This window comes from Gemmatimonadota bacterium, assembly GCA_009692115.1.
Taxonomy (GTDB): Bacteria; Gemmatimonadota; Gemmatimonadetes; order Gemmatimonadales; family GWC2-71-9; genus SHZU01.
In genome coordinates this window covers 231,436-248,512 of record SHZU01000002.1, presented here as the reverse complement: position 1 = coordinate 248,512, position 17,077 = coordinate 231,436, and the positions used below count along the sequence as shown (strand labels likewise).

Annotated in this window: 13 protein-coding genes; 6 read left to right on the top strand and 7 right to left on the bottom strand. The window is 65.9% G+C overall.

Going from position 1 to position 17,077, the window contains the following annotated elements; all coding sequences use genetic code 11:
- The first annotated feature begins 69 nt into the window (after positions 1–69).
- Positions 70–1,533: a class A beta-lactamase-related serine hydrolase gene (locus tag EXR94_03635; GenBank protein MSR01820.1), complete on the top strand. Its 1,464-nt coding sequence runs from the start codon at positions 70–72 to the stop codon at positions 1,531–1,533.
- A 4-nt stretch (positions 1,534–1,537) separates the two neighbouring features.
- Here EXR94_03635 and EXR94_03630 read toward each other — a convergent pair whose 3' ends face one another.
- The 3 genes from EXR94_03630 to bla all read right to left on the bottom strand — a co-directional run bounded on the left by EXR94_03630 (position 1,538) and on the right by bla (position 4,758).
- Positions 1,538–1,891, bottom strand: coding sequence for a hypothetical protein (locus EXR94_03630; GenBank protein ID MSR01819.1), 354 nt, complete (start codon positions 1,889–1,891; stop codon positions 1,538–1,540).
- Between the two features lie 177 nt (positions 1,892–2,068).
- Positions 2,069–3,622, bottom strand: a complete 1,554-nt coding sequence (locus EXR94_03625; protein MSR01818.1) for a serine hydrolase — start codon at positions 3,620–3,622, stop codon at positions 2,069–2,071.
- Between the two features lie 83 nt (positions 3,623–3,705).
- Entirely contained in the window at positions 3,706–4,758 is a 1,053-nt protein-coding gene (gene bla, locus EXR94_03620) for a class A beta-lactamase (GenBank protein ID MSR01817.1), read from the bottom strand.
- On the opposite strand from bla, the gene EXR94_03615 reads away from it, so the two are divergent.
- Positions 4,740–6,020 carry a sterol desaturase family protein gene (locus tag EXR94_03615; protein ID MSR01816.1) on the top strand — a complete coding sequence of 427 codons (1,281 nt, stop codon included), beginning with the start codon at positions 4,740–4,742 and terminating at the stop codon, positions 6,018–6,020. The genes bla and EXR94_03615 overlap by 19 nt on opposite strands.
- Before the next feature lie 22 nt (positions 6,021–6,042).
- On the opposite strand, the gene EXR94_03610 is transcribed toward EXR94_03615, so the two are convergent.
- From EXR94_03610 to EXR94_03595, 4 genes are all read right to left on the bottom strand, one after another.
- Entirely contained in the window at positions 6,043–8,277 is a 2,235-nt protein-coding gene (locus tag EXR94_03610) for a hypothetical protein (protein ID MSR01815.1), read from the bottom strand.
- 48 nt (positions 8,278–8,325) lie between these two features.
- Entirely contained in the window at positions 8,326–10,491 is a 2,166-nt protein-coding gene (locus tag EXR94_03605) for a multicopper oxidase family protein (GenBank protein MSR01814.1), read from the bottom strand.
- Positions 10,491–10,970 (bottom strand): hypothetical protein, encoded by a 480-nt coding sequence (locus EXR94_03600; protein MSR01813.1) that lies wholly within the window; start codon positions 10,968–10,970, stop codon positions 10,491–10,493. Before EXR94_03600 ends, EXR94_03605 begins: the two co-directional genes overlap by 1 nt.
- Before the next feature lie 71 nt (positions 10,971–11,041).
- The gene (locus EXR94_03595; GenBank protein ID MSR01812.1) at positions 11,042–13,477 is read right to left on the bottom strand and encodes a DUF5117 domain-containing protein; all 2,436 of its coding nucleotides are present in this window, start codon (positions 13,475–13,477) and stop codon (positions 11,042–11,044) included.
- Positions 13,478–13,873: 396 nt separating this feature from the next.
- On the opposite strand from EXR94_03595, the gene EXR94_03590 reads away from it, so the two are divergent.
- From EXR94_03590 to EXR94_03575, 4 genes are all read left to right on the top strand, one after another.
- Positions 13,874–14,614, top strand: coding sequence for a GNAT family N-acetyltransferase (locus tag EXR94_03590; protein MSR01811.1), 741 nt, complete (start codon positions 13,874–13,876; stop codon positions 14,612–14,614).
- Positions 14,615–14,656: 42 nt separating this feature from the next.
- Positions 14,657–15,502: a 1-acyl-sn-glycerol-3-phosphate acyltransferase gene (locus EXR94_03585; protein MSR01810.1), complete on the top strand. Its 846-nt coding sequence runs from the start codon at positions 14,657–14,659 to the stop codon at positions 15,500–15,502.
- Between the two features lie 347 nt (positions 15,503–15,849).
- Positions 15,850–16,500 (top strand): hypothetical protein, encoded by a 651-nt coding sequence (locus EXR94_03580; GenBank protein ID MSR01809.1) that lies wholly within the window; start codon positions 15,850–15,852, stop codon positions 16,498–16,500.
- Position 16,501: 1 nt separating this feature from the next.
- Positions 16,502–16,873 carry a hypothetical protein gene (locus EXR94_03575; protein MSR01808.1) on the top strand — a complete coding sequence of 124 codons (372 nt, stop codon included), beginning with the start codon at positions 16,502–16,504 and terminating at the stop codon, positions 16,871–16,873.
- Positions 16,874–17,077 lie beyond the last annotated feature (204 nt).

Here is a 17,077-nt window from a genome sequence, read left to right as displayed (position 1 = left end):
GGGAGAAAAGGGGATGTATCCAATATCGTGGGCAAAAGGTAACTTCAAGCGACCCCCACAGGCCACCCAATGACCCGGTCCGTCCTCCTGCTCCTGTTCCTCCTGGCCGGCAGCACCGCCCTGCCCGCTCAAACCGCCGACCGCTTCGCCCCGATCCGCGCGTCGATCAAACGATTCCTTGATTCCACCAACACGGCGTCGGTCGCCGTCGCGGTGGCCAAGGACGGCAAGATCTTGTGGGAAGAGGGATTCGGCTGGGCCAACCGCGAGAAGATGATCGGCGCCACCCACCACACGATGTACTCGTTGGCCTCGATCTCAAAACCGGTCACCGCGACCGGTCTCATGATCCTCGTCGACCGCGGCCGGGTCGCGCTCGATCAGCCGGCTAACGATTACCTCGGATTGGGCAAGCTGACCGGGTTGGCCGGCGACGCGTCGCGGGCCACCGTGCGCCGAGTGATGGGCCATACCGCCGGCCTCCCGCTCCACTACCAGTTCTACTATGCCGACCGGGGGTACGGCCCGCCGACGATGGACGAGGCGATCAGCCGGTATGGGAATCTGGTGTTCCCTCCCGGCAAGCTCCACGAGTATTCCAATTTGGGGTTCGGCATCATCGACCACATCATCGAGCGAGCCTCGGGTCAGCGTTATGCCGACTTCATGCGGAGCGAAGTCTTCCTGCCGCTCGGCCTGACCCGCACGGCCATCGACATCCCGCCCGGCATGGAGGACTTCGCCGCCGAGCGCTATGACGGGGACCAGAAACCGATTCCGTTCTACACCTTCGACCACGTCGGCGCGTCGGCGGTGTACTCGAGTGCCCACGACCTGGTCCGGTTCGGGATGTTCCACCTGAAGAACAAGCTCCCGGACCAGCGGCCGATCCTCAAGCCCGAATCCGTCGACCTGATGCACCTGCCGGTCGCGCCGGCCTCCTACGGACTCGGCTTCGGAATCGCCCCTGACGACATGGGCTTTCTCAGATTCGGCCACACCGGCGGAATGCCTGGCGTCGCGACGGCGATGAATCTCTACCCGACCGAGAACCTCGCCATCGTGGTCCTCGCCAACACCGGAATCCGGCCCGACTTCATCGCCCAGGACATTGCCGCCGCGCTTCTGCCCCGGTATGCCGACTCGTTGCGGGTACGCCGGGGCCGGCCGGCCCCGGCCCCCCGCACCTTCGCGGCGACGCCGGAGTTGATCGGCCAATGGTCCGGTACGATGCGGACCTGGGACTCGACGGTGGCGGTGCGTCTGCTGGTCAAGCCGGATGGCGACATTCATGTCTGGTTAGGGAAGCAGCCGCGGGCCATCCTCAACGAAGTCAGTTTGATCGACGGCCGGCTGTCCGGGCGGTTTGGGGGCGAGATTCCGACCGGGGACGCCAAACGATGGCCTCACTTCGTGAGGCTCGGGTTGCTGCTGCAGGACGGCACGCTCAAGGGCCAGGCCAATGCGATGTCGGTGACCGACCCGATCATGTACTCGCTGGCATCCTATGTCGATTTAAAGAAACAGCCCTGATGGCCTAACGGCGGGGGAAGTACTCCCGGTACCGATCGATGAAGTCGCCGACCAACTCCAGGGCGGCGGCCCGGACCGACTGGTCGAGCCCGGGTCGTTCCACGACGTTCGAGAGCATCCGCCCGGCCCAGACCGTCGTCCAGCTCGGCGCATTGCCGACCCGGTCGCGGTAGCCGAGTTCCAACCGGGCGGTATAGCCAACACCGAACCGAGCCCGGCCCGCACCGGTCGCCAGCCGAACGTCGAGCCGGAGGGTGCAGCAGTCATCGGCGCGGGGGTCACCCCGCTCGTAGAGAATGTCGGCCCGGGTCAGTTCCTGGCGCACGATGTCTTCGAGCAGCCGGGCCCAACCGGCCATTGTCGCCGGGGCCCTGGACGTCGGCCCGAACGCTGATCGACTGGATTTCCTCGAGGGCGTCGTGCGAGTAGCTGACCTGGGCAAGGGCTCGGCCCGACGCCACCACCAAGACCCCGAGAGCCAGCAGGAGAGTCCGCATCCCTCGGAGTATCGGCACCCCACACCCAGGACATGAGGTCATTCGGGAACTCGCTTGAAATGGGCCGGAGCCCAGAGGTACAGATCCGCCTCAGCGGCCCGTCGGGTCACGTCGATCGTGAAGTTGAGGTAATTGGTTTCCCGGGCCGGATTGTCCCAGACCGCGCGGAAGGTGTCGAACTGCAGATGCTCGAGCCGGCCAACGAATTCCGGCCCGAAGCGCGCCCGGAGGACCCCGTTCTCCATGGTGACCGACAGATCACCGTAGGTGGGTTCCCGATAGGTGCCGACATAGCCCGCGGGCGGCAATGTCGGGCTGGTCCCCGCCACCAGCTGCCGGGTCCTCTGTTGCTCCTCCGCCTTCCCGGCCGCCTCCGCCCCTCTGCCGAGTTGATGATATTCGCCGCTCCAGTCTCGATCGGGCGCCTGCAGGTAGGCATCGAAGACCCGCATCATCACGGCCAGCGGGAGTTGATTGCCGTTGAGGTTGCTCAACACGACGATCCCGATATCAGCCTCGGGCAGGAGCCCAACCATGGCGCTCATCCCGTCGATGCCACCGCCGTGTTGGAGCAATTGCCGGCCCCGATAGTCGCTCATGATCCAGCCCAGCCCGTAGGCCATAAAGTGGCCTTCCGGACTCATCATGGCCCAGGAGCCGTCTCGCTGGATCAGGGTCTCCGGTTTCCGCATCATGTCGAGGAACGACCGGCCGACCAGCTGGCGGCCGTTGACCGCGCCCCCGCCCAACTGGAATTGCAGCCACCGGGCCATGTCCCGCACGTTCGAGTTGATGCCGCCGGCCGCCGCGGTGTTGTCCATGTTGCGCCACGCCACCGGGCGGGGTTCCCCGTCGGTCGGGTCGTGCGGTGTCGCGACATTCCCACCGGCCGGGAGGGACCGAACGCTGGTGACGGTCGCTGGCATCCCGAGCGGGTCGAGGATCCGGGTCTTCACTAGATCATCCCAGGACTGCCCGGCAACCGTGGCCGCCACCTGCCCGGCCGCGATGAACATCACATTGCTATAGTCGAAGTGGGAACGAAACGGCCATACCGGCGCAATCGTCCCGGCCCGGCGGACGATCTCATCGCGGCCAAACTCGCCGGTAGCCCAGAGGAAATCGCCGCCGGCGAGTCCGGTTCGATGGCTCAGCAGATCCCGCAGCGTCACCTCGCGGGTGGCGACTGGATCGAAGAGCCGGAAATCCGGCCGGTATCGAATCACTGGCTCGTCGAGCCCGAGCTTGCCTTGCTCGGCCAGCATCCCGATGGCGGTGGCCGTGAAGGTCTTGGTGGCCGAGCCGATCGCGAAGAGCGTTTCATCGGTCACGGGGTCGGCCGATCCAACCCGCCGAACGCCGTAGCCCCGGGCCAGCACGATTTGGCCTTTGTGCACGACCGCCATCGCCAGGCCCGGGACCTTCCAGGCCCGCATCGATGACTCGATATACCGGTCCAGACCGGCCAGGGGTGCGGGTTGGGCCCGTCCGGCTCGCGGAGCCCCGCCCGCCATCAGCATGCCGGCAGCCATCCAGATCCGGCCTCGGGTGGAACAAACCATGGTCACGCCACCAGCCGGGATTCGAGCCATCAATGGGTCAGATACGCCAACGGCCACGGCGATAACAGGCCCTGGTGGTCGCCACAACCCCACCTAGCCGGTCCGCAACCCACCTAACGCCCGGGGTGGAACAGGAAATAGTCGTAGGCGGCGCGCGCCGCTTGGGCAATCGCCCGTTCCTGCTCCGGTCCGTCCTTCGTCGACTGCTTGACGAAGGCCGTCACGATCAAATGGCCGCCCCCGCCCGGGAGCTCGATCACTCCGACGTCCGCCGCCACCCCAAGGCCCAGGGTCCCGGTCTTGTGGGCCACCCGCACGTCCGGGGGCAGCAGCCCCTTAATCCGGGCCTGACCGGTCTGGCACCGATACATGATGTCGATCAACAGCGCCGTGCTCTCCGGACTGAGCGCTTCGCCCCGCCAAATCTTCCGGAGCAACGCGGCCATTCCTTTGGGAGTCGCCGTATCCCGCGGATCATGGTAAAACACCTCGACCGCCGCTTTCCGCTCGTCGTCGGTCACTTGGCGGGACAGCTCCCGAAACACTTTCGGGGTCAGCTCCGACTCCGGCGGCAGGTTCCGAACCCCGACCGCGTCGGCAATCAGCGCCACGGTCGGCCGGTCGACGGAGATCCCCGACACGCCGAGGGCCCGGAGCCGGGCGTTGACCGGCTCGCCGCCGCCGGCCAACCGAAGCAAAATGTCAGTGGCCGAGTTGTCGCTGATCAGCAGCATGAGCTCGAGCAGATTCCGGACCGAGAGCGAGACCCCGGGATCGTCGAACAGGTTGGTCAGGGTCCCGCTGCCGGGGTGCAGATCGCTCGGCTTGAGCGTGACCATACTGTCGAGCCGGAGTTTTCCCTGGTCCACGAGGGTCAGCAGCTGGACGGCCACCGGCACCTTGAAACTGCTCGCCATCGGAAACTGGTCGTCGCCGCGGACGTACAACTCCCGGCCGGTTTCGAGGTGGTGGATTCCGATGCCGAGCACCCCGCCGGAGAGCGGTGCCACCCGGTCGATCTCGGCGGAGAGGAGGTCGAGGCGATCTTGGGCCGCGAGGGGCCCGCCAAGGATCGAGGCGAGGACAAGAGCGTAGCACATCTTCATGGGTCGTTGGTTCCGGCAAAGGTTGTCCCCTATCTTACACCATGGACGTAATTCAGGCATCCATTCCGCTCTTTTTCGCGCTGATCAGCCTCGAACTGCTGGTGGCCCGGCGCACCGGCCGGCATCTCTACCGGCTCAACGATTCGATCAGCGATCTTTCGTTAGGCACGGTGAGTCAGTTGGTCGGGATCTTCGTGGCGATCGGCACCATGATCGTCTACGGGGCCGTCGAGCAAGCAGCCTCGATCCCGCGGTGGTTGGGTCTCCCGGACTGGAGCGACCGAACGCCCTTTCCCGCCACGGACAACCTCTTCGGATTCGGCCTCGACGTCTGGGCACTCGGAGCCTGGGTTACGGTGTTCGTTCTCGACGACCTGGCGTACTACTGGCTCCATCGGATGTCTCACGAGGTGAACATCCTCTGGGCCGGCCATGTGGTCCATCACTCGAGCGAGGAATACAATCTGACCGTGGCGCTCCGGCAGTCGAGTCTCCACGGTCTGATGGGTTGGGTCTTCTACATGCCGCTCGCACTACTGGGCATTCCGGTCACCATGTGGGTGGTCTGCCACGGCCTCAACTTGATCTATCAGTTCTGGATCCACACCCGGGCCATCGATCAACTGCCCGGGCCGTTCGAGGCCATGATGAACACCCCGTCGCACCATCGGGTTCATCACGGGGTCAACCCCCAATACCAGGACCGGAACTACGCCGGGGTCTTCATCATCTGGGATCGGCTGTTCCGCTCATTCGAACCCGAGGTCGAACCGCCGGTCTACGGCATCACCAAGCCGCTCGGGAGCTGGAACCCGGTCTGGGCCAACCTGCACATCTTCGTCGAGATTGCCCGGAAGGCATGGCGGGCAACGGCCTGGAAGGACAAACGCCGAATCATCTTCGGCCGCCCCGGCTGGAGCCCCGCCGAGCTCGGCGAGAGCGAACACCCGACCCCGGTCAGCCCGGCCACCTATCACAAGTTCGACCCACCGGTCGCCCGCCCGTTCCAGGCCTACGCCGCCGCCCAATTCGGTGCCACGATGATCGGAGCCGTCGCCCTCCTCGCCGCGGTCAAAACGCTGCCGGTCGGCCAAACCCTCGCCGGCGCCTTCTACCTCATCCTGGCTCTCAGCAACGTGGCCGCCGTCCTCGAATCCCGCCGCTGGGCCCCGATCAGCGAGACCGTGCGACTCATCGTCCTCGCCGCCGCCGCCGCCCTGCTCTTGGCCCAGGGCCGCGGCCCAACCCTCCTGATGATCGGTTGCGTAGCCTTCGCCCTCGCCTCCACCGCATGGATTGTGGTGCTCGGCGCTCGGCAGTGACCGCCGAGTGCCGAGTGCGGAGCTACAGTATTCCGTCGAAATAGAGATCGAAGCGCCAGCCCTTGGGGCTTCGGAGGCCCCGGGCCAGGTCCAGGCGGACAAGGCCGTCGAGGACGCTTAGGCCTAGGCCGGCGCCGAGGAGCGGCTTGCCACGGGCGAAGTCGGCGCGAGGGCCGGCCCAACCGATATCACTGAACGCGGTCAGACGAAACGCGGGGAAGCTATTGGCCACTTCGGCCCGGCCACTCCAGTAGGCCGACCCGGAGGTGACCCCGCCGGCGTAGCCGCGGAGGTTAGTCGGGCCGCCGAGGTAATGGCGGCTCTGCACCGGCACGGTCCCGGTGCTGCTGCCGGCCGAGGCTCCGAAGGCGACGGCGATGGGCCCGCCTGGAGCGATGTAGGCCCGAAGGCCGGCCGATCCCTTGCCGAAGTCGAAGTCGCCGGTGGCACCCTCAATCGACACATCTCCGCCGAGGGTGACGGAGCGAGACACCGGGCGGTCGAGCCGGAGATTGAGCCGAACCCCGAGTTGGTCGGCGGGGTCCGCGATGATGTTCGGCCGGAACCCGGCATCGCTTCCGAACAACCGGGGCACTGAAAACGTCGTTTCGGTCTCTGCCCGGGATTGCCGCTCCGCATAGGCCCGAAGGCTCCACCATCCCGAGACCGTGTTCTCCGCCAGCAATTCGCCCCCGCCAGCGCGGAAGTACTGGCCGTCGTCGCGATGCGCCATGAGCCCGAAGAATGAATTCACGGCGCCGAAGGGCCGGGTCTCGGGATTGGCGGCGGCGAGGCGGCGATAACCCGCCACCCGGAACCGGGTCCGGCCCCCGGGCAACGTGGCCACCCCCTCGAGGTTGGGCCAGCCGTCGGCAATCCCGAGCCGGCCTCGGCCCTCGAGGGAAAACCGCCCGAAGTCGGCCTTAGCGGATAGGCCGAGGGAGAGTCCTTCGACCCGGTTGTAGCGAGCTTTGTCGAGCAGCGAGCCAAGTCCTTGGGGGAGTTCCAGTCGGCTTGACCACGGCGTCTTGGGAAGCCCGCCGATGGCGTCGGCCAGGCCCCTGATCTCGGCTTCCGAGATCATATCGCCCAGTTTGAGGATCGATTCGCCTAACGTCGGGCTCGTCAGCAGACTGACGGTGTCGGCGGGAACGACCACGACCAACGTCGAGTCGTTGTTCGGCCGGGTGCAACGGCCGATCCGGACTCGGACCGTTCGGCGGTCTTCCCGGCTCCGGCCAACCTGCTCGGTGGCCTCTTTGATGCATTCGTCCACGACCCGCCGGACACTGTCGGCCCGGGCCTTGCGAGCCACGGAGTCGACGGGGCCCTCGGGTCCGCGGCGCCGGGTGGTACCGGCCGGCCGAAAGGTACTAGCTGGATCAGGCGGGGTCCCGCCCTCGACCTCATAATCGGCGTAGATCCGTTCCATCCGAAGCGGCATCCCGAGCCACGAGCCGACCGCCCCGACCGCATCGAGCGCGACGTACCGAAGCATCCACCACCGATTTTCGTAGAAGCCGTACTCGAGGGTCACGAATTTGACTTCGCCCGAGGCGTTGACCCACTGGGGCACGTCGTCACGATCCCCGGGGTCGGCGTCTCGCCGGAACTCGTACGGACGCGCCGGACGGAACACGGCCCGGACCAATCCGTAGCTGTCGGCATCGAACCAGAGCGACCCCGACATCAGCCGCCACTCCGACCGGCGGGGCGTAACCTTGAGCTCGACGAGCCGGATTCGTTTGCCGGTCGGGAGCGAGATGACGGTGGAATCCCCGATGGCAAAGCGGTAGTCCCGTTCCCCGCCCTCGCGGAGCGGGTAGACGAATCCAGCCTCGTCGTCATCGAGCCCCACGACGCGGAGGTAGTCCTCCGCGGGGTTGATGACGAGCCATCGGGTTTGGCTATCCAGGTCATCGGGCACGTGGTCGCCGCGGGTAACGACTGGGAGCGCTTCGCGGGCCCCGGTGACTTCGACCCGGCTTGGACCATCGCGGTGCCATTCGATCTTAGCGGCCAGTTCCTGACGGAACAGCATCCGGTCGCGCGACAGCGCCTTGATGCCGGCGCCAAGGCGTTGGGTGACCGTGGCGCGGTAGGAGGTCACCAGGCGTTCGTTTCGCTCCCGGGCCTGCCGGGCTTGGGTCACCAACACGCCGGTCGCGGAATCGGCATAGCTCCCGGCGGGGGCGGTGCGAGTGGTGTCTTGGCTGGACAGGACGAGGAACAGCACGAGGGCGGAGGGGAGCATCATAGCTTGCCTGGTACGTGCCGGGCGCCCTCGCGGTTTCGGCCCGGCAGGTCAGCGAACCTCAAAGACTCCCATCATCCCGGTTTCGAGATGTTCGGCAATATGGCAGTGCATCATCCACTTGCCGGGGTTCGACATCTCAACCAGCAGGTCCGCGGTCCCGCCGACCGGCAAGAGCACGGTGTCTTTCCACACCAAATTGCGGGTCGGGACGTCGTTGTGAGCCAGGACCAGGAAGCGCTGGCCATGGAGGTGGATTGGATGGGACATCGGATGGAGCGAGCTTCGGTCGTTGCCGATCCGGATCTTGACGACATCGCCCAGTTTGAAGGTCCAGTCCACCGCCATGTTCTCCTTGCCGGTCGCCGGGTCGCGGAGGACCCACTTGGTCTCCCGGGCGGTTGGAAGCCAGTCCATCATCGGCATGGTGCCGCTCCACTCCACCGGATGGGAGTACATCACATCCCGCCGGAGCATTTGCATGACCCCGAACGGAAGGTCGCCGAGCCGGAGCGTCAGAAACAGTTGCTTGTCAGCCGGCTTGGCAAACCAGGGCCGGTACTTGGCAATGTCCGTTACGACGTCGCGGTTAATCCGGAGCCGCTGGTAGCGGCTCGTCAGATCGGGCGTCATCGGGGCCCCAGCAGCGGTGACCGTCCCCAGGGTGTCGTACTCCGCGTAGAAATTCCCCACGTTGTGATCGATGGCCTGGATCTGATTGATCAGCGGGAAGCTGCCGGCGCCGGGGAACCGGACGTCCACGATGTACCGTTGGGCCGGTGCGATCGACACGTGATCCGTCCACTCCTCCCGTTCGTATCGGCCAACGTCCGCGCCGGCCAGTTTCATCTGGGCCCCGGGAATTGTCAGGTTGAACGTCCGGGTGTTGGCCACGTTGGTGAAGTAAAACCGAACGATTTCATTCGGTCGAACGGTCAGTCGATAGTGCGAATCGCCGTTGGCCAGGAGAAGGTTGCCGAATCGGCCCATCAGGGCGTGGGTGGCGTCATCCTTTCCGTAGGGCACCAGGCCCGCCTCGCCGAGGAGAATGTCGTCGAGCATGACGGTCTCTTCCCGATGGCTCGGCCCGAACGCATCGGGCCGCTTGGGCCGGACCAGGATGTTGCCATAGAGTCCGAGGTCCTGCTGCACGTCTTCCCGGATATGGGGATGGTACCAATAGATCCCGGAGTCACGGAACCGAATCCGATAGGTAAACCCCTGGCCGGGCTCGACGGGGTCCTGGGTGACCCCGGGCGCGCCGTCGCTCCGATTTTCGAGCCGGATCCCGTGCCAATGGACCGCCGTCGGCATATCGATGGCATTATGAAACCGGACCACGACCGTGGCCCCTTCGTCGACCTGGAGCAGCGGCCCCGGGTATTGCCCGTTGTAGGCATACATCACCAGGGTCCGGCCGTTGATCGTCCGGCGAACCAACGACGCCGTCAAGTCGAGGGTGTCGCCGTGCCGGAGGCGAGCCACCGTCCGCGGTGTGGCCTCGGGCAAGGTCGTCGCGTCGAGCCCCGCTCCCGGCAGGAACGGTTCAACCGGCGGCACCAATCCATCGACGCCGGGCATCGGCATCATCGGAATTCCGGCCCGCGCGGGCGGCATGGACCACTGGGTACCCCCGTGGTCCATCCCGGCCATATCGTGGCCCGCCGAGTTGGAATCCGGAGCCCGGTTGATCATCAACATCGAATGCTGTTGCATCCGGATACTCGGCGACATACCCCGGAGCACCAGCCGACCGTTCCGCTCGGTCACATCCGGCCGGGCTTCCGCCGTCACGAAGATCAGGAACTTGTCGAGGCTGATTTCGCCGAGGTGGTTCCGGCCGTTCAACACCGCACCGAACGGAATCATCGGATCGAGGGACGGCGATGTGACCCAGGCGACATAGCTGGTATAGGGCCCGAGGGTACTCGGGGCCGGGAGCCCTCGGAGGACCAGCGTCGCATCGAATCGCTGGTTCCCGACTCGATTGGTCGCGACGTCGAAGGGCGAGTCGGCTCGGCCGAGTTCCACGGTAGCCGTTGCGGAGACGGGAATGTCCGGCCGGGCGACCAACTCCAGGCAATAGAGATCTTGACTGGGCCGTAGCCGGTCACCGGCCTCCGGGCCACACAACAGCGGCGGAGCGGCTTCTGGTATCGACCCGCCGAGCAGGAGGGCGCCCCCCGCCACTAGAGCGGCCCAACCGCGGGGCCGCATCAGGGCTTCAGGTACTTTGCTGGAATCGGATTGGCCACGGACTCCTGCTCCCAGAGCACCGTGACGATCCACCAGCGGGTGCCGTCGTCGAAGAGCTGAATGCTGTTGATCCCGCGGGCGAACGGCTTGTCATCGGCGGCCAGGCGGCGGGAGTCGTAGGCGCTGAAGACCTGGACCACTTTCCCGTATTGCTCTACCGTCCGGCCGATTTCGCGCTCGAAGAACCCAGTTGTTTCGAGGTTGCCCCCGGCGGTCTTGATATAGTCGTCGGCGCTCCACACGACCAACCGCCCTTTGCCGGCGGGATCGCGGCCCGTGGGCATCAGCCGGGCACCCGGGGCAAACAAGGAGCGGAACCGATCCCAGTCTCGCTTCTGGCCGGCCGGCCCGGAGATCACGTGGTACAACGCTCCGACAATGGCGTCGATGGAGCTGACGTCTTCGGGCTTGGCGGCCGGCGACGGTGCTTGGGCCGCCAGCGGAGCTAGGTCGGCCGTTAGAGCCACCACCCCAAAAGCAATTCGAGCAAACAGATGGCGCATCGGAAGTCCTAAGGATTGGGCTCGAGATCGGGCAGTCCGATCGGACTCCCGGGCGGAGCATCGGCTGCCGGAATCAGTTTGGTCGGATCGTAGGGGCGGGCAACAAACCGGCGGATGTCGGCGGCGAAGAGCGCCCGGGCGGCCCGGTTTTCGGATGAGCCAAGAGCGGCCCGGACTGGACGATCGGCGAGTTGCAGGAGCTTCTGGGTGGCCACGGCCCGGACCTGACTCATCGAGGCCGAGGCGGCCAACGACATCAACCGGTCGACCACGACTCGTTGCACGGCCCGGCCAATTTCGGCCTCATACGGCGATGGCGCGGTGGCGTCGAAGGTCGCCGCGATGACCCGGTCAATGACCAAGTCGAGCCCCGGTTGGCCGGGATCGAGGGCCCGCTGTTGCACCAGGCGCGCCGCCCGTTCCGGATGGAAGAGGAACTGGACGACCATGTCCGCGGCGGCCGCGGCCGGGCGGATCGCATCGAAGACCAGCCCAGTGGATCGATCGAAGAGTTCACGATGGGCCGGGTAGGTCTCGGGCCGGGGCGGGATTTTGGCCAGAATCCCCCGTGGAAGCGCGAGTTCGGAGGTCTTGAGCGTGGCGAGTACGGACGCCAAGGCCGCCAACTGGTCCTGGGACGCCACCGGCTTGACGGGTACGACCCCATCGCCCCGGAAGGCGTAATCGTACCACTGCCCGCCGATGACCTTGGTGGCCGCCTCGACTTGGTAGCGATGATGGAGGTAGAGCGGGACCAGGACTTCCTCGAGGGTCGCCATCGGGGCGCCCCGGGGAATGACCCGTTCGCCGAATTGCTCCAGTGCCACCCGGCGCACCGTCATCATCCGGTCGAGTTCCCGAGCGACGTTGGTACCGTTGTCCCAGAGATGGGTTTCCGGATGGGCGCTACCCGCGGGCCTGGCGTCCTGGTCAGTCAGGAACGTGAGGCCCCGGAACCGGGCGGCCGCGATGATGCCGGCCAACCCCGCCTTTTCATCGGTGCCGGGGGGAAAATCCTGATAGCCGAACTGGACGGCCTCCTTGTCCCACGCTCCAATCCCCTCCTGATAGGCCTCTGAGAGGTCGATTCGCCCGTTGGTGAGTTTGACGTAGGGATGCGGGTAGTCCATGACCGACGCCCGGCCTTGACTGCTCGAGATGTAATTGTGTTCGATGCCTAACGTGTGACCCACCTCATGGGCGGACAACTGCCGAATCCGGGCCAAAGCCATCCGTTCCGCCTCGGCCGCCGTTTCGTCGCCGGTGAGGAAGGGGGCGGTCAGGCCCTGGGCAATCAGAAAATCCTGCCGGACCCGCAAGGAACCGAGCGACACGTGCCCCTTGATGATCTCTCCGGTGCGGGGATCGGTCACCGTCGCGCCGTAGCTCCAACCGCGGGTCTGCCGGTGAATCCACTGGATGACGTTGTACCGTACGTCCATGGGGTCGGCGCCTTCAGGCATCAACTCGACCCGAAACGCGTCCCGGTACCCGGCCGCCTCGAAGGCCTGATTCCACCACCGGGCACCATCCAGCAAGGCGGTCCGGATCGGCTCCGGAACCCCCCGATCGAGATAGTAGACGATCGGGGCCACCGGCTCGCTCATGGCCGCTCGAGGGTCCTTCTTCTGGAGCCGGTGCCTCGAGATGAACTGTTTCTGAATCGGCGCGCTGATCGGGGTGGCATAGTCGGCGTAACTAATCCCGAAGAAGCCGCCTCTCGGATCGCTGACCCGGGGCAGATACCCGGCGCCCGGGAGGGCCACGAAGGAGTGGTGCTGGCGAACCGTAACCGCCTCAGGACTCGCCGCCACATCCCGGACCCACCGGCCGGGATTGTCGCTCAGGAAAGTGAGGGTGGCCTCGATCTCAGAGTTCTTGGGGAAGCCCCGGGTTCGTTCGAGGTAGAGAGCCCCCCGCGACGGATCGAGCTTGAAGGTACCCTGCCCGCTCCGGCGCATGGCCCCCACCACGTCGTAGGCGTCTCGCATCACGAAGTCGGTCGCGTCGATCAGCACCGCGCCGTTCGACTCCGCCTCGACCTTGAAACCCCAGACGACGGACTGGGCGAATGATTGCTCCACCGCCCGCCGCTCATCAGGATTGTCGGTCACCGCCCGAAACCCATAGTTCAGTTGGATCAGGAGGACCTTCGGCCCGACCCGCTCGAACCGAACGACCCGCTCGCCGCCCAGCTGACCTCGGTCGAGGCCGATGTCATTCGACCCCACCCCGGTCGGCAAGGAGTTGAGGTAGAGCATCTCTTGGCCCAGCCGCGCCACCTCGAGCCAGAGCTTGCCAGCTTGGGCATCCCAGTACATCGGCACGAAACCATCGAGGCGTTCGAAGGCCTTGACCTTGTCGCTGATAGCGGGAACTTGAGCCTTGACCAGCGGCGGCAATACCAGCGAGAAGGCAGTGGCGAGCAGAAGACTTCGACGCATCCAGGTCTCCGGGGCAATGGGACACAACCTCCAAATTTGGCCCGGTCGCTGGCCGCGCGCCAGAGCCATCGGGTGACGGATACCCGTCACCCGGATTGGGCCGGGAACCGAAACGCCCGCCCCCACGTTGTGCCGTATTCCAAGGATCTATGATTCGCCATGGGATTCGTTATCGGACTGGCCTGGGCCGCCAAAGCGTACCGCTTGTGGAGCCGGCCCCAATGATCCGTTCCCTTCGCCATCTGCCCCGGTGCTGGGCCGAATTTTTGTTGGTCGGTGGATTCTTGGCACTGGCCGCGGCCCTGGCGGATCGGTCGGCCGGTTCGCGGCCGTGACTCTCGCCGCCCATCCGACCGCCACCGCCGAGTCGATCTTGATCCGGGGCCTCCCCGACGCATGACCGGCGGCAAGCTCGGATCGACGGCGCTCTATCCGGCCTGCCCGGGAGCCATTCCGGGCCTGCAGGTCGAAGCCGGTAGCTATCTGGTCCGCTTTGCCCGGACTCCCGACGATCTCGACCGGGTCCTTCGCCTCCGGTATGAGATCTTCAATCTGGAGTTAGGCGAGGGCCTCGACGAGTCCCACGCCACCGGCCGTGACGAGGACGAGTTGGACGCCCGCTTCCAACACCCGCTGATCCAGCGCCGCGACTCCTTGGCGGTGGTCGGGACCTATCGAATGCAGACCGCCGAGATGGCGCGTCAGGGTGGCGGATTCTATGCCGATCCGGAATTCGACCTCTCGACCCTGCCCGACCCCGTTCGGGATGCCACGGTCGAAATCGACCGGGCCTGCGTGGCGAAGGACCACCGGAGTGGCCGGGTCCTGCACCTGTTGTGGCGCGGACTCGCCGCGTACCTCGAATGGAATCGGAAGCATTACTTCTTCGGGTGTTGCTCGCTCACGAATCAGGACCCCGCCATGGGCGTGGCGGTCCACCGGCACCTCGAGGCATCAGGCTTTGTGCACCCGACCCTCGAGGTAGCGCCCCGTCCCGGGGGCCGTTGCGAGTTGCCCCCGGGTCACCCGCTCCCGGGCCGGCGTTGTTCCAGTCTAGCTCCACCTCGGCGCCAAAGTGCTCGGTCCCCCGGCCATCGACCGTCTGTGCAAGACCATCGATTGGCTAGTTATCCTTGATACCAGGGAATTTGACCCAGCCACCTACCGCACCCTTTTCCGGTGACCTCCCAAGCCGACGTCCGACACGAACTGTATGGCGGCAATCTCAAGCAAACCCTCGGGACGCTGCTGCGGACCGGGGCCATTCGCCCGGTTGTCCGTCTCGGCGCCATCGTCTGGTGGACCGGGGGACTTTTGGTGTTCCTGGTGGCCGGGATGTGGTTCGCCTCGCCCTGGCCTCGGCGGCGCCTCTGGTGGCGGAACCGAATTGTCAGCCGATGGGCTCGGGGCATGGCCTGGATCGTCAACATGCGGGTGACCGTTCGCGGGTCCCGGCCAGAGCCCCCTTTTTTCCTGGTGTCCAACCACGTGAGCTATTGCGACATCGTGCTCTTGCTCGGCCAGGTCCACGGCGTCTTCGTGGCCAAGAAGGAGCTCAACGAGTGGCCGGCGATCGGCTATTTGACTCGCTTGGTGGGGACGATCTTCGTCGATCGGAATAGCCGCCGGGACGCCAAGCGGGTCCTCCAGACGATCGACCAGCGAGTGGCGAGCGGCGACGGGGTGATCGTCTTTCCCGAGGGAACCAGTTCCAGTGGTGATGACGTCCACCCGATGCGGACGGCCCTGTTCGAGTGGGCCGCCCAAACCGGGAAGCCGGTCGGCATTGCCTCGATCCACTACACCACCCGCCCCGGGATGCCGTCGGCCCGGGAGGCCGTGTGTTGGTGGGGCGACATGAGCTTCGTGCCCCATGTCCTCCAACTCTGCCAAATGCCGGGGTTCGACGCCACCCTGCATTTCGGGGATGAGCCGGTGACCGGAAACGATCGCGGACTGTTGGCCGTACAGGTCCGGGAGGCGGTGGCCCGCAATTTTGTTCCCCATCGAGTCGAGGCACCGTAAGATCCGATGATCCGTGCCAATGACCGGTGCCTTGAGCAGGTCCTGACGCTGCTCGACGCGCTGGATGACGCCCAATACGCCAACCGCCGCGGCAGCTGGTCCCCCCGGTCGGGGCCCAGCTCCGTCATGTCGTTGAGCACTACCACAGCTACCTGTCGGGCCTCCCGGAGCGGGCCATCCCCAACTGGGCCGCCTCCTCGGTTGGCCGGGAGCTCAAGTTCCTGGTGAGCCACTCCGTTCATCACTTTGCTCTGATCAGACTCCTCATCGTCGGCGACGGGATTATCCTCGACCCCGACTTCGGGATTGCCCCTTCGACCGTGAGCCACTCGCGGGCCAGCCGTTAGGTGTGCACCCTGAGCTGGCTGCCGGACCCAGCCGGCTACTGGGTCTTCTTTAATCGCGATGAGCGCCGGACCCGCCGTCCCGGCCGGGCCCCGGTCCGCCGGCGGATTGGCCCGGTCGACGCGGCCGAGCGGGCGGCGGTCACGGCGGAGTTGGAGGCGTTCGACCCGGGCGCAGTCAAACCGAGTGTGGCGGTGCCGTTGGTGTTCCACGACGGTCTCCACGCTCACCTCCGCCTATACCTGCTCGGCCTGCTGGCGGCCAGGCGGAGCGACGTCGCCGACCTCCAGCGTCGGGGGGAAGCACTCTCCGAGCTGTCAGTCCCGCATGGCGCAGAAGTCTTGGCCGAACAGTTAGCCCGCACCTTGGACGCCGAGACCCTCCGGCTCCTCGGCCGGCCGGCCGATGCGCTCGCCGCACTCGAACGGCTCCGGACCGACATCTGGTTCCAATTCGCGGTGGGCTCGCCGTTTTACGCGGGGACCTATCAGCGGTTCCTCCGGGCGGAACTCTTGGAGGATCTGGGCCGGCCCGACGAGTCCTCGCGCTGGTGGCGGACCATCGCCCAACTGTCGCCCTATGACGTTATTTTCGAGCGAGAGGCAACCGCCCGGGCCGACCGGCTCGGACTTCCCGCCTCCACCACCAGGTAAGATGATGCGACGACACCTCACGTTAGGCATTCTGGCGGCCGGCCTGGTGATTCACACGACCGGCTGCGTCGCCTGGCATCCGCAGTCGGTCGGCACCGAGACCCTACTGGCCGGCGAGCCGGTCGAGGTCATCCGGATCAAGACCGCCTACGAGCCCAATATGCTCGTCTACCGGCCGAAAATCGTCGCCGACACGTTGACGGGCCACCGGACGGCCACGGCCATCCAGCGGTTGGCCATCCCGGTTCGGGATATCACCGAGGTATCGACCCGGTACCGGCACATCGGCAAGACGTTGCTGGCCGGCATCGCCATCGTCGGCGGCGTGCTCACCTACGGGCTCCTCCAGAGCCTGAACGGATCGACTCCCTAGTCGATATGCCGTGCGAGTCACGGCGCGGTCACGGCCCCCGGCGATCTTCGCTCAGCGATCAGATCCCGGAGGCCGTTGGATGCGATTCAGGTCGATTGTCCGTCCGACCCGTAGGTCATTCCCCGGCCTACCTTATGCCGATGTCACGACAGTCAGACGATTGCCGCCGGCCAAAGCGGTAACGATCAGCGCTCCAAGACACTA

Coding starts and splice junctions, on each gene's coding strand:
- EXR94_03635 (MSR01820.1), top strand. CDS start 70: ATGACCCGGTCCGTCCTCCTGCTCCTGTTCCTCCTGGCCGGCAGCACC.
- EXR94_03630 (MSR01819.1), bottom strand. CDS start 1,891: ATGGCCGGTTGGGCCCGGCTGCTCGAAGACATCGTGCGCCAGGAACTG.
- EXR94_03625 (MSR01818.1), bottom strand. CDS start 3,622: ATGGCTCGAATCCCGGCTGGTGGCGTGACCATGGTTTGTTCCACCCGA.
- EXR94_03615 (MSR01816.1), top strand. CDS start 4,740: ATGGACGTAATTCAGGCATCCATTCCGCTCTTTTTCGCGCTGATCAGC.
- bla (MSR01817.1), bottom strand. CDS start 4,758: ATGCCTGAATTACGTCCATGGTGTAAGATAGGGGACAACCTTTGCCGG.
- EXR94_03610 (MSR01815.1), bottom strand. CDS start 8,277: ATGATGCTCCCCTCCGCCCTCGTGCTGTTCCTCGTCCTGTCCAGCCAA.
- EXR94_03605 (MSR01814.1), bottom strand. CDS start 10,491: ATGCGGCCCCGCGGTTGGGCCGCTCTAGTGGCGGGGGGCGCCCTCCTG.
- EXR94_03595 (MSR01812.1), bottom strand. CDS start 13,477: ATGCGTCGAAGTCTTCTGCTCGCCACTGCCTTCTCGCTGGTATTGCCG.
- EXR94_03590 (MSR01811.1), top strand. CDS start 13,874: ATGACCGGCGGCAAGCTCGGATCGACGGCGCTCTATCCGGCCTGCCCG.
- EXR94_03575 (MSR01808.1), top strand. CDS start 16,502: ATGATGCGACGACACCTCACGTTAGGCATTCTGGCGGCCGGCCTGGTG.